Below are 12,925 nucleotides of genomic sequence, written 5' to 3' on the forward strand. Positions count from 1 at the left end.
AGAAGAGATGCTCACGTCACCGCCGATACCGCCGACGCCGCAGACCGACTGGGCTACAAGGCCCTTGGAGAAATCGCCGCTGTTGCTGATGGAGCCGCCGCCGTTGCGGAACTCGACCGTGCCGCCAAGGCCGCCATCGCCACCGGTGCCGCCGATGCCCACATTCACGCTGGCCACGCCGACCGTCTGGTTGGCCGTGATCGAGAAGCCGCCGTTACCGCCGCCGCCACCCACGGACTGCAACAGCATGCCGTCTGCGAAATCGCCCTCGGTCACGATGTGGGTGAAGCCCGAGCCGGTCACCAGACCGCCGTCGCCGCCCTCGCCGCCCTGACCACCGATGCCGATGGACACGCCCGCGACCACGCCAAGCGTTTCAGCCACAGCAAAGCCGCCGTTACCGCCGCCGCCGCCGATGGATTGGGCAAAGACGCCCGTAGAGCGGTCGCCTTGGGTATAGATCAGGGTGTCGTCGGTTAGCTCGTCGGCGAACGCCAGTTCGACCTTGCCACCGTCACCGCCATTGCCACCGGCACCGCCGAGAGCGACACCCGCGATCACGCCGATGGCTGCGGACCAGCCACCCTGACCGCCGCCGCCACCGATGGACTGGGCATAGACGCCCATGGCGTCGTGACCATGCGTGATCAGCTTGCCGGAGTTGATGACGGTGACGTCGCCACCCGCGCCACCTGCGCCTGCCGTGCCGCCAAGGCCGACCGTCAGGCCGACCGAGTTGGCACCGTCACCGCCGCCGCCGCCGATGGACTGGGCCATGATGGCCGTGCCGAGGTTGCCGTGGGTTTCGATGCGACCGCTGTTGCTGACCGTGACACCGGCACCGTCCGAGACCGTGGTCGAAGCACCGCCGATGCGGGCTCCACCTGCTGCGCCGCCGCTGCCACCGTTGCCGCCGGAAGCAAACACGCCGCCGCCGATGCCGCCGACACCGCCGCCGCCGCCAATCGACTGGGCCACGATGCCGCGTGCGCGCTCGCCGCGAATGTCCATAGAGCCGGAGTTGGTGACTTCGACGTCACCCCCCGTGCCACCGCCCGCGCCCTGCGAGCCGAGGGCGACACACCCGTCGGCCGAGGCGCCCGCGCCGCCCCCGCCACCGATGGCCTGGGCCAGACTACCGGCCGAGCCCTTGCCAGAGGTCAGGATCGTGCCGTCGTTGTCGACCGTCACGTCACCGGCATTGCCGCCGCCTGCGCCCTTGGAGCCAAGGCTGACCAGACCGCCCGTGGTACCGGCATTACCGCCGCCGCCACCGATGGATTGCGCGAGGATACCGGCGGCTGCGATGCCGCTCGTGCTGATGCCGCCCGTCCGTTCGACGGAAACGATGACATCGTCTGCCGTGCCACCACCGGCACCGCTGGAGCCCAGAGCGACAAGACCGGCAGATGCGCGGCCCGTACCGCCGCCACCGCCGATGGATTGAGCCACCACACCGGAACTGCCGACGCCCTCGGTGATGACCGTGCCGCCAATGATGGCCGTGACGGTCGAGGCATTGCCGCCTTGCTGACCGTTGCCGCCAACGGACACCAGACCGGCCGAAATGCCGGCATTACCGCCGCCGCCGCCAATCGATTGGGCCAAGACGCCGAAGGACAGAGCGTTTTCGGTGTGAACCTGAGACCCCGCAGTCGTTCTGGCGATCACTTGACCGCCATTACCGCCTTCGGCCCCCTTGGAACCCAGAGCCACCAGACCACCGGTCGAGCCGCCGTTACCGCCCGATCCGCCGATGGACTGCACCACCAGGCCGTACGAACCGACGCCTTGGGTAGTCACATTGCCCGTGAAGGTCAGGTTGGCCGTGCCACCATTACCGCCGACGCCACCGTCACCGCCAAAGGCTGCAATGCCGCCCGCGCCGCCGCCGTCACCACCCTGACCGCCGATGCTCTGGACCACCACACCGTGGGAGCCATTACCGCGCGTCTCGATATTGCCGCCGACCGTCGCGATGACATTACCGCCATTGCCGCCCCAGCCACCGTTGGTGGCATAGCCGAACAGGCCGTAAGAGCTGCCGGACTTGCCCGCACCGCCGCCCAGCGACTGGATCAGGACACCGTGGGAGTCATTGCCCACGGTCGTGATGTCGAGGTTCACATCGGCAATGACGCGCCCACCGTTGGCCGCGACACCGCCCGAGCCGGAGCCGCCCGTGGTTGCGGTCTGCGAGCCGCCCTCGCCGCCGACACCGGCGATGCTCTGGATAACAACCCCGTGGGTGGCATAGCCGTTGGTGAAGATCTGGGCATCGTTGGTGTGGCCGAGCGTGACATTGATGTTGCCGCCGCTGCCACCAGCACCCCCGGCACGGCCGCCACCGGCAAGGTTGGCATAGGAGTCGCCGCCGTCACCGCCATTGCCGCCGATGCTGGCGATATGGATGGCCGGTGCGCCCTTGGTCGTCGGGCTGCTCGTGACGACGCTGATGTCGGAGCTGACAATGCGGTTGGTGGTGAAGGCCGGACCATTGCCGCCCGCGCCGCCTTTGCCTGCCGGTACGAAGAAGTAACCGTTGTTGCCGTTCTTGCCCTTGGAACCCTTGCGGATGTCCTGAATTTGGTTCGGCGATGTGGTCGTGGGATCGGGAATGTCCGGCGCATAGCCGCCGTCCGTGCTGACCGAAAGGGAGACCTGCCCCGCGACGACCGGCGCGCCGAGTCCGTCAAAGCTGCCATAGGCGGCGCTGGTGACGATGGCGTTCGTTACGCTGTCATAGAGGAAGGTGCCGTCGGTGGTCACCGATGTGGTGAAGGTATTGTCCGCCGTATAGTAGCCGACCACGGTGCTGGTAGAGCCGTCGGGCAGCAGGACGCCGTCATTGATCGAAGGCGTGACAGCAAACGCATATTGGGTGCCGTCAGGGGCCACGGCCATATAGCTGTCGCCACCGCTGACATCGCTCCACGTCAGGATCACGCCCGGATAGGAGGGGTGGGTAAAGGTGTTGCCCACCGTCGGTGCCGCCGCTGCGGGCATCGCAAAGGCCGCACCACCCACAACCGCCGCCAACGCTTTGAGCAGGGTCTGCCACGACATCAGGGACTTGGGCCGTGCAACGCCCGAAGCTGGCTCCTGCGTGTCCATCAGCTGGACCAGTCGGCTCAGGCTGTCACGCAGTCGCTGTGCGCTCTTGGTTCTGGCATCGACCAGCTCTGCTGCCAGAGCCTCGGCCTCACGTCGCACAACGCGGCGCAGTTCCGCATCCGCGGCCCTCACATCCAGATCGCCGACCACACGGTCAATGACGGACGCGATGCGGTTCATCTCGCGCGACGTGATTTTCATTCTTTCGCCCCTCGTTATCCCCGAGAGCGTCCGCTGTTACCCAGCCCACAGCGCTCCGGAGGGGCCGCCCTTCGCAAGGGAGGCCCATGTTTTCATATTCATCGGCTGCTAGAGTCACAGCCGGAGGCGGTCAACGACCGCCAGATGGAAAATTCATGCGAAATTTCAGTAATGTGTCTGAGGTCTCAGGAAATGTTCCTGACGTCTCAAGCTTCGCCATAACGGCGAGAAACCTCATCTCATCGCGGCCAGCCAGCGGCTCCAGTCACTCTCGGATCCGCTGTCGCTGATACGGCGCACACGCCCCCGTGCCAGCTGCCGGAAATCGCGCGGCCCCATGTCGAACTGTTCCTTGAACATGACCGTGAAGGACGACGGATTGGGGAAGCCCCAAAGGGCCGCAATATCGGCAATAGAGCGGTGGACGTTCTCGGGCTTCACCAGATCATCGCGGCACCGATAGAGGCGCCGCTGGCGCAAATAATTCGCAAACCCGCCGCGATGCTCCATCATCCGGTAAAGGGTCGCCCGCGAAATACCGAAGGCCAGCGCTGTCTGTTCGGCGCTCAAGCGCAGGTCGGACAGGTTTTCCTCGATGTATTTACGGACCGGAAGCCAGGCCGCCGCGCGGACCGAATTGGCATGCTCCGGCGATATGGTGCCGTTCAGGGCGGCGGCGGCCAGCGCCAGCGTTGCCCCCTGAACCGAAAACGCCTGTGCCTCGGTCATGTGGGGTGCGGCCTGATACAGGGCCATCAGGTGCGCTCTGAACAGGGCCGTCAAAGGATCGGACGCCATCAGCCTTTGTCCCGCATGGGCATCGGGGTCGATCAGCAGCGGCTCCAGCACGCGGCGCGGCATCACCAGATCGACCGACTTATAGGCGGTGGAGTCCGTCTCGATGGGCTGGCTCATGTCCACCATCAGCATGTCGCCGTTGGACAGAACCTGTTCCTTGCCTCGGGACTTCGCCACGCGGCTTCCCTCGACGTAGAACTGCATCAGGAAGTAGTCGAGGCTGTCGGACGCAATCAGGGCTGCGTCCCGCTGGGTCTTCTGCGAGCAGCTGACGACACTGCCGAACATCAGGTCGCCGGCGTGATAGGCATCGACCTGTGCAAAGAAGGTCGCGTCGGTGATCGCCGAGATTTCCCAGACCGACGCCGCGGTTTCGCGCCACACACCGATGCGGGCGTTCTCGGGTAGCAGGGATGTGTCCAGAACGGACCGCGCGATACGCGCGTCACCGTCTATCCCGTCTCTGTCCCGGATACCAACTGCCAAACGACCACCACTATGGGCAGCAACCTGTCCGGCACCGGCCCGCTACGCGTAAAAGTTGCAACAAAACTATAAGTAACGCGAAAGATGTAGGAGACCCGACACCGCGCAGCCGACCCCCGTATCGCTTCAAATCTTAACAATAGTTTAAATTGTAAAACACCCATATCGGGTAAAATTCAATGAATAGGTGAATTTAGGGAAGCATCGACCTCAATCATTTTACATTCCTGCAAGGATCGTTCGGCGGCTTAACATTACCGATCACAGCCTAATGCGTGAAAAGATTGAGACATTCTTTTTCAGCTTATTAGATTTTCTATACAAGACGACACAATCATTACGTGTCCAATCCGCTCTCGAAAATCGCGCGCGAGAAATCATCAAAGAGCATTTTCTTCGCCCGCTCGCGCTCATCCGGATCGGGGTGCCGCAGCACATAGGCCGGATGATAGGTCACCAGCACGCGGGCATTTTGCGTCGCAAAGACTTGGCCGCGCATCTGCGACAGGATCACCGGCCGCCCCAAAACCGATCGCGCCGCGCTGCTACCCAAGGCGACAATCAACTGAGGCTCGACCAAGGCGATCTCGTGCTGCAACCACCAGCGGCATTTGTCGATCTCGCCCGCATTGGGGGTGCGGTGAAGGCGCTGCCGCCCCTTTGCCTCGTGTTTGAAATGTTTGACGGCATTGGTCAGATAGACCTGATCGCGCCCTAGCCCCGCATACCGCATCGCCTCGGACAGAACCTGTCCCGCCGGACCGACAAAGGGCTCGCCGTGCAGGTCCTCCTGATCGCCCGGCTGTTCCCCCACGATCATGATCCGCGCCTTGGAGGGGCCCTTCCCGCAGACCGCCTGCGTCGCGTCCCGCCACAAAGGACAGCGGCGGCATCCCGCCAGACCTTCTTTCAGTGCCTCCAGCGACGTGGGCACCAGTTCGCTGGTGTCCGTGCGATCCACCACAGGTGCGCGCACGGCCTCGAACCTGCGGTTTGGCTGCGGGGCTTCTGCGGCCACCATCTGTTCGGTGCGTCCCGACGCCCCCGCGATCATGCCGCTGATCAGCTCGGCTTCCGGCAGGTTCTTCCAATAGGCCTTCGGCATCTCGGCCTGCATGGCTTTGGTCCGTAGCCGCGCCGGATTGAAGGTCGAGGCGTAGTAGGTCTTCCAGAAGTCCTCGACCTCGTCCTCCTGCGGCGCATCCTCCTTGCGGGCGGGCGGGCCAAAGGTCAGATGCTGGCGGTCCCAATGGGCCGTGCCGTCGGGCGTCAGTATGCTCCAGCACATGTTGGCATAGCGTCGGGCGAAAAAGGGTGCGGTCTTTTCAACCACGCGATGGGCAGGCTCGAACCACGCGATCCAGCGCTCGTTCGCGCCCTCCCCCTGCTGTCGAAAGCGCACGAAGGCCTTCATCTTGTGCGAGGCGCGGCTCACGTTCTTGGCCATTTCGACGGCGCGGGCGACATCGCGGTCGGACGTCACCTTGATCAGGTCCGGCTCCTCCTGAAGCCGCCACAGGAGGCGGTACAACAGGTCATAGCGGTCCGCATCGCGGTGAAGCATGACCTCGCGCGCCAGATCAACAAAACCCTTGGGAACTTTGAAGGCCGACGAGGTAGCGTTGACCGGAACAGGCTGATCCGCGAACAGGCCCTCCTGCCCTGCGCCCACAACAAAGCGAGCGTGGGCAGGCTCAGTCCCTTCCAACCGCAAGGCCCGCGCCGCCTCGCGCCAGCCGTCAAAGTCGGTTTCCCCCGCCAGATGGACGGTCCGCATCAGAACAGGCTCAACTGCTCGGGCTGTTTTTCGGGAGCCAAGCGCGTGCGAAGGTCAATCGCATCGGTCAGCCCGCCCGGCGACCAGTCCAGCGCCGTGATCCAAGGCCGGACCTTGTCTATCGATCGGGTCAAGCGCGCCACGTCTTCCAGCCTGAGCGTGCGATAGCGGCGCACCGACAGGATGCGGTTGATCGCCTTGACGCCCAGCCCTGGCACACGCAGCAAATCCTCGCGGGGGGCCTTGTTCACATCGACCGGATAGATTTCCCGCTTCTTCAGAGCCCACGCCAGCTTGGGATCGATCGCCAGATCCAGCATCCCGCCCTCGGCCCCCTCGGCAATCTCGGGGGCAGTAAAGCCATAGAAACGCATCAGCCAGTCCGCCTGATAAAGCCGATGCTCGCGCATCAACGGCGGGCGCGACACGGGCAGGATCGCCGAACTGTCGGGGATGGGACTGAAGGCCGAATAATAGACGCGGCGCAGACCATAGCCCCCGTACAGTGACGATGATCGGTGCAGGATTTCGGTATCGGGCGCGCCATCCGCTCCCACGATCAACTGGGTAGACTGGCCACCCGGTGCAAAGCTGGGCGGCTTTATGCGGTCGCGTTTGGCCGGCTTTGCCTCCTCCATCCGAAGGCGGACCTGCCCCATGGCCTTGCGGATCACGCGGGCGTCCTTTTCGGGGGCCAGCCGCCCCAGGGCTTCATCGCGCGGCAGCTCGATATTGGCCGACAGGCGATCGGCATACAGTCCCGCCAGATCGATCAGGCGCTGGTCAGCCTCAGGGATCAGCTTCAGGTGGATATAGCCGCGAAAGTCATGCTCCTCGCGCAGCTTGCGGGCCACCTCGACCAGTTGCTCCATCGTATAGTCGCTGGACCGGATAATGCCCGACGACAGGAACAGGCCCTCGATATAGTTGCGCTTATAGAAGGCCAGCGTCAGGTCCACGACCTCGTCCACACTGAACCGCGCACGCTCGACGTTCGAGCTGGAACGGTTGATGCAGTAGGCGCAGTCGTAGATGCAGAAATTCGTCAGCAGGATTTTCAGCAGACTGACGCAGCGACCATCGGGCGTATAGGCGTGACAGATGCCCATTCCCTCGGTTGAACCCACGCCGGTGCCCCCGCGCGAGTCGCGCTTCTTCGCGCCCGATGATGCGCAAGATGCATCGTATTTCGCCGCATCCGCCAGAATGGAAAGCTTACGCCTGAGATCGATCTGCGCCATTTGTTCATGATACGTTCCATCGTACTCAAGGTCCAGCGGAGCCGTTTCGGTATGGCCTCAGACCTTGGTCAGAACAAAAAGCGGCCGGACCATGGGTCCGACCGCTTTTTGCAAGCACCTGACTGGATCAGGCCTTGTAGCCGCCGCTCTTCAGCACGAAGTCCAGCGCATCGCGATAGTTGCCAAAGGCGCGGACTTTCTTGTTGTCGTCCACGCAGGCCTTGCCGCCACGGCACGCGAACGGCAAACGCGCACTGCCCTTGCCTTCGGCCTGCAGGACCAGCGGCATGGCTTCGTCCAGCTTGCCGATCAGGCTCGCCACAGCGGCATAGGCGGCGCAGGCCTGCCAGGTCTTGTTGTCCGCACAGCTCTGACGATAGTCCCCGTACAGACCGACATAGAAGTCACGATAGGCCGCGTTCGTCGTGCGATCTTCAATCCGGCCGTTTTCGATGATTTCGATGCGCGGCATGAACACGCCTTCGTTCATGTCCGAAAAGCCATATTGGACCATCGGGTCCACACGGGTGATCTCGGCGCGGCCATCGCCGTCAATGTCTATGATCTCGCTGACCGACGGGTCCCACGCCCCCGACAGGTTCATGCGCTTCCAGCCCGTCGCCGTTGGCGTCAAAAGAAACTCGGTCAGGCAGCACATCGAGCCGCCGCTGTCATAGCGGACAAAAATCTGTTTGGCTGCGACGGCGCGATCCAGACTTACAGCCTCGATAGCCAGATTGCCTTCATCCTGAACCTGGAAGGTTCGCCCCTGCCCGTCCGTCAGCGTCAGGCGCGCGCTGGTCGAGCCGCCCACCGCGACAGGCTCGATGGTTGCCTTCACGTCGCCAAACTGGACTTCACGGGCCTCGGAGCCTTCGCTCCAGAAAATCATACCGTTCGATTCATCCGGTGCGGCATCTTCCGCCGCCCGCAGGGCTTCGAATTCGCCCGCAGCCGCCAGCGCAGCCGCGGCATCATCAACGGCAATTTCCGGGCCACTCTGTCCCGTCGACAGACTATAGGCCGCGACAGCGCCCCCAATCACAACAAGGGCTGCCACCGCACCGGCCAGCCCCTTCTTGCGCACTTTCTGAATCACAGCCTGTATCCCCCAGAGCCAAACGCCGTTTCCATACTCCCATCACCGTTAATAAGCTTCACCATAAATGCGGGATTTTCGGCTGCGCGAATGTAGAGGGCCGTCGCCCTTGCCCCCACGGCGCGTTCACGGCATTGAAGCGCCACACATGGATCCTCGCACCGCAAGATAGCGATCCGAGGATGGCTATGTCGGCCGCCTATCCGCCGACAAACCTCGAAACTGCCGCTGTCGCGCAGCTTCCGCCCCGCGAACGCTATGTCATTACTGAAATCGGCCCGCCAACAATGGCTGGCTAACCCCTATCGTGACCTTCTGGCCGGTACAGTGGTCGGGCTGGCCCTGATCCCAGAAGCCATCGCCTTTTCGATCATTGCCGGTGTCGATCCGGCGGTCGGCCTCTACGCCAGCTTTATTATTGCCGCGACCATCGCCTTTACCGGCGGTCGCCCGGCCATGATTTCCGCTGCGACCGGTGCCATGGCCCTGTTGATGGGCGGGCTCGTCAGGGATCACGGGATTGAATACCTTTTCGCCGCGTCGCTGCTTTGTGGTGTGATCCAGATTGTCGCCGGCCTGCTGAAACTGGGACGCTACATCCGCTTCGTAAGCAAGAGTGTGATGAGCGGCTTTTTGAACTCGCTCGCCATTCTGATCTTTCTGGCCCAGCTTCCGCATCTGGCGGGCGCGAACTGGCAAGCCTATGCGCTGGTGCTGGCCTCGCTGGCCATCATCTATGGCTTTCCGCGCCTGACACGGGCCATCCCCTCGCCTCTGGTGGCGATTGTCATCCTGAGCGTGGGTTCTGCCCTGCTGGGCTGGGACGTCAAGACGGTGGGCGATATGGGGCAGCTGCCGACCACGCTCCCCTCGTTCCACATCCCGGCGGTGCCGCTGACGTGGGAGACGCTGTCGATCATCGCCCCCGTCTCGCTGACACTGGCCTTTGTCGGTCTGATGGAGACCCTGCTGACGGCCAATGTGCTGGACGACATGACCGACACCCCGTCCGACAAGGACCGCGAGACGCGCGGCCAAGGCATTGCCAACATCGCCGCCTCCCTGTTCGGCGGCATGGCGGGCTGCGCCATGATCGGCCAGTCGATCATCAACGTCACATCGGGCGGTCGCGGGCGGCTGTCGACCCTGTGGGCCGGTATCTTCCTGATGGTGCTGATACTGGTGCTGGCCAAATGGGTTGGCGAGATACCCATGGCCGCACTGGTCGGTGTGATGATCATGGTCTCCTTCAAGACCTTTGACTGGTCCTCCATCCGGCGTATCCGCGCCCTGCCGATCCAGTCGACGTTGGTTATGCTGGTGACTGCGGGTGTCGTGCTGTGGACCCACGACCTTTCCAAGGGCGTAGTGGTTGGCGTGCTGATGTCCGCCGTCTTCTTCATGCGCAAGGTCGCGCGCATGGTCGTGGTCGAGGAGATCGCCGACACCCCCGAAGGCGTGCTGGGCTATCGCGTCAGCGGGCAGGTCTTCTTCGCCTCGGCGGGCCTGTTCACCGCCAGCTTCGAGCACCACGGCCAGCCCCAGCGCGTCGATATCGACATGTCCAACGCCCACATCTGGGACCAGACCGGCGTTGCGGCCCTCGAAAAGGTCGTAGCCCGCTATCAGGCGCGCGGCGCGGAGGTGCGGCTGACGGGCCTGAACAACGCCAGCCGTGACATGTTGGACCGACTGACGGCCCAATCGCTTTAAGCCGCCATATACGGAAACAGGCGGGCCTTTCGACCCGCCTGTTTTTCTTTGCTTAGAACTCTTCCCAGTCCGTATTGGCCACGACGTTCAGGGCAGTTGCCGCCCCGCCGCCAGCAACGCGCCGCTTGGCCAGGCTGACGGCGACGTCAGGCGCATGGCGCGTGGGGACCGGATCGGTGCCGGTCGCCTGCATGACCTGCGGTCGACGCGCAGAGGCTCGGGTCTCGGCCACACGGAACCGGCTGACCAGCTCCGTCAACTTCTCGGCCTCGCTGGTCAGGTGGTGACAGGCCGCCGTTGACTGCTCGACCATGGCCGCATTCTGCTGGGTGGTCTGGTCCATCTGGTTCACGGAGTCGTTCACCTCCGCCAGGGTCGTCGCCTGTTCGCGTGCCGAGGCGCTGATCTCATTCATCAGCTCGGCAATCTCGGAAACGCGGCCCACGATATCGTTCAGCACCTCGCCCGTCTGACCGACCAGCTTCACCCCGTTCTTAACCTGGGTGGTGCTGGACGAGATCAGAGTCTTGATTTCCTTGGCCGCATCCGCCGAACGCTGGGCCAGTGCGCGCACTTCGGACGCCACCACGGCAAAGCCGCGGCCTGCATCGCCTGCCCGCGCCGCTTCCACACCCGCATTGAGAGCCAGAAGATTGGTCTGGAAGGCGATCTCGTCGATCACGCCGATGATGCGGCTGATCTGGTCGGACGAGTTTTCGATCTCGCCCATGGCGGTCACCGCATCGGCAACCACCTCGCTGCTGCGCTCGGCGTCCTGCTTGGCGGCACCGACCACTTGGCTGGCCTTCTGCGAGCCTTCGGCGGTGCGCTTCACAGTCACGGTAATCTCGTCCAGCGCTGCAGCGGTCTGCTGCAGCGACGTGGCCTGACGCTCGGTGCGGCTGGACAGATCGTCAGACGCGCCGCTGATTTCCTTGGCCCCCGCACGCATCAGCCCGACGTTTTCGGACACCTCGCACATGGCCGCTTCCAGCTTTTCCATGGCGGCATTGAAGTCGTTCTTCAGCTGGGCATAGTCGCCCGTAAACTCATCATGAATGCGCGCCGTCAGGTCTCCATCGGCCAGGCGGGCCAGCGATTGGGCGGTTGCCTCCACCACGCGTTTCTGAGCCGCTTCCGCCTCGGCTCTCAGGGCGTCCGCCTCCTTGCGCGCCTTCTCGGCCGCCTCTAGGTAGATGGAGATCACGAAGTCCATGTCCAGCAGCGCGGCCTTGACCACAGCGCCCAGCGTCTGGCCCAGCTTCTTGCCGCCATCACCCTTGGCAAAGCGCTTACGCTTCTTCTCGTGATCCTCAACCACGGCGCGGACCAGTCCATCCAGAACAAGCGCATAGCCACCGATGTACCAGCGCGGCTCCAGTCCGATGCGGGCGTGGGTAGCACCGATGCGCTGGACGCTGTCTGTATAGGTACTGTCGAAGCGGGCCGAGGCAATCTGGGACCAGTGGCGGGACTGCCCCGTCTTGGCCCCAGAGATCATTTGTTCCGAGTTAAAGAAGCGCGCGACCGCCGGATAGGCACGGACCTGAGAATAGAAGTCGTCCAGACTTTGCGAGAGAGCGCCTTCGATGACCGGCTGGGCCGCCGCTAGGGCTTGGCGCGTATCGCCGTCCATCCTGATGAAAGACAGGCGTTCGTTCAAAGCAGTGCTGTCCGACATGGTTAATCCTCAGTCGTGGGGGAAGCTGAGCCATATCATCCGGATATCTTTGTTATGTTTTTCTAACTTCAGATTACGTATTAATGCTTAGCCGTGTCGCTTAGTGCACGAATAAGTGCCTCAATGAAATCAGGTAAATCGTCGGGCCCCCGACTGGTGATCACACCGCCATCCTCGACGACCGCGGCATCAACCCATATCCCTCCTGCGTTTTCCAGATCCGTCCGCAAGCTCTTGAAGGACGTCATGCGTCGGCCTTTCACCAGGCCCGCTTCGATCAGCAGCCATGGGGCATGGCAGATTGCGGCAACGGGCTTTCCAGCCTCGCCGAAAGCATTGGTCAGTGCGATCGCGGCCGCTTCACTGCGAAACTTGTCCGCCCCAACAGTCCCGCCGGGAATGATGAGCAGATCATAGTCGTCGGCCATCGCTTCAGCCGCGACCTTGTCGACATTGTATCGAGCCACGGGGTCGAGATCGTTCTTGAAGGTTTGACCTTCGCCCTCCTCCAGTCCCACTACCACAACCCTCACGCCGGCCTCTTCCAAGGCCTTCTTTGGGGTGTGAAACTCGGAATCCTCGCTCCCGCGAGGAGCCAGCAAAATCGCAGCCGTCTTATCTTTCAGTGACATCAGAAGTCCTTCTCTGGTGTCACCACCGCTATGCCTTCCCAACCGTAAACAAACATGTCCGCCCACGGATCGTTCCGCACTATCCGACACCCGACGCGACATTTATTGATGATCCAAGAAGGCATACGCCAGACAGCAAAAAGCCCCGCTGATTGGCGGGGCTGTTTTTGTTGTGCGGGAACC

9 protein-coding genes and 1 other annotated feature are annotated in these 12,925 nt (G+C 63.1%); of the genes, 1 reads left to right on the top strand and 8 read right to left on the bottom strand.

Annotated features, from left to right (window positions below; genetic code table 11):
• The 5 genes from Q0Y42_RS13230 to Q0Y42_RS13250 all read right to left on the bottom strand — a co-directional run.
• A partial coding sequence (locus tag Q0Y42_RS13230) for a hypothetical protein (protein ID WP_297804612.1) occupies positions 1 to 3,315 on the bottom strand: 3,315 nt, incomplete at its 3' end.
• Positions 3,316 to 3,549: 234 nt separating this feature from the next.
• On the bottom strand, positions 3,550 to 4,599 hold the full coding sequence (locus Q0Y42_RS13235; protein ID WP_297804615.1) for a helix-turn-helix domain-containing protein: 1,050 nt from the start codon (positions 4,597 to 4,599) through the stop codon (positions 3,550 to 3,552).
• A gap of 337 nt (positions 4,600 to 4,936) precedes the next feature.
• Positions 4,937 to 6,376, bottom strand: a complete 1,440-nt coding sequence (locus Q0Y42_RS13240) for a UdgX family uracil-DNA binding protein (protein ID WP_297804618.1) — start codon at positions 6,374 to 6,376, stop codon at positions 4,937 to 4,939.
• Positions 6,376 to 7,617: a putative DNA modification/repair radical SAM protein gene (locus Q0Y42_RS13245; protein WP_297804621.1), complete on the bottom strand. Its 1,242-nt coding sequence runs from the start codon at positions 7,615 to 7,617 to the stop codon at positions 6,376 to 6,378. The genes Q0Y42_RS13240 and Q0Y42_RS13245 overlap by 1 nt, the downstream gene beginning before the upstream one ends.
• 127 nt (positions 7,618 to 7,744) lie before the next feature.
• Entirely contained in the window at positions 7,745 to 8,716 is a 972-nt protein-coding gene (locus Q0Y42_RS13250) for a hypothetical protein (protein ID WP_297804624.1), read from the bottom strand.
• A gap of 147 nt (positions 8,717 to 8,863) precedes the next feature.
• Positions 8,864 to 8,932, top strand: a sequence feature (sul1 is cis-regulatory element that is thought to sense ions involved in sulfur or methionine metabolism; They are found in Alphaproteobacteria).
• A 42-nt stretch (positions 8,933 to 8,974) separates the two neighbouring features.
• Between Q0Y42_RS13250 and Q0Y42_RS13255 the strand changes: the two genes are divergently transcribed.
• Complete coding sequence (locus Q0Y42_RS13255; protein WP_297804627.1) at positions 8,975 to 10,429, top strand: SulP family inorganic anion transporter; 1,455 nt, start codon at positions 8,975 to 8,977, stop codon at positions 10,427 to 10,429.
• Positions 10,430 to 10,481: 52 nt separating this feature from the next.
• On the opposite strand, the gene Q0Y42_RS13260 is transcribed toward Q0Y42_RS13255, so the two are convergent.
• The 3 genes from Q0Y42_RS13260 to Q0Y42_RS13270 form a co-directional block, all read right to left on the bottom strand.
• Positions 10,482 to 12,110, bottom strand: coding sequence for a globin-coupled sensor protein (locus Q0Y42_RS13260; RefSeq protein WP_297804631.1), 1,629 nt, complete (start codon positions 12,108 to 12,110; stop codon positions 10,482 to 10,484).
• Positions 12,111 to 12,190: 80 nt separating this feature from the next.
• Positions 12,191 to 12,742, bottom strand: a complete 552-nt coding sequence (locus Q0Y42_RS13265; protein WP_297804634.1) for a type 1 glutamine amidotransferase domain-containing protein — start codon at positions 12,740 to 12,742, stop codon at positions 12,191 to 12,193.
• Positions 12,742 to 12,925 (bottom strand): hypothetical protein (locus Q0Y42_RS13270; RefSeq protein ID WP_297804639.1); only part of this gene is annotated, 184 nt, incomplete at its 5' end. The genes Q0Y42_RS13270 and Q0Y42_RS13265, both read right to left, overlap by 1 nt.

It is taken from the genome of uncultured Brevundimonas sp. (assembly GCF_947305955.1).
GTDB lineage: Bacteria > Pseudomonadota > Alphaproteobacteria > Caulobacterales > Caulobacteraceae > Brevundimonas.

Bases quoted from the DNA above. Each gene is read 5' to 3' on its own strand.
- Q0Y42_RS13240 (WP_297804618.1), bottom strand. From the start codon at position 6,376: ATGCGGACCGTCCATCTGGCGGGGGAAACCGACTTTGACGGCTGGCGC.
- Q0Y42_RS13245 (WP_297804621.1), bottom strand. From the start codon at position 7,617: ATGGCGCAGATCGATCTCAGGCGTAAGCTTTCCATTCTGGCGGATGCG.
- Q0Y42_RS13265 (WP_297804634.1), bottom strand. From the start codon at position 12,742: ATGTCACTGAAAGATAAGACGGCTGCGATTTTGCTGGCTCCTCGCGGG.
- Q0Y42_RS13255 (WP_297804627.1), top strand. From the start codon at position 8,975: ATGTCATTACTGAAATCGGCCCGCCAACAATGGCTGGCTAACCCCTAT.
- Q0Y42_RS13260 (WP_297804631.1), bottom strand. From the start codon at position 12,110: ATGTCGGACAGCACTGCTTTGAACGAACGCCTGTCTTTCATCAGGATG.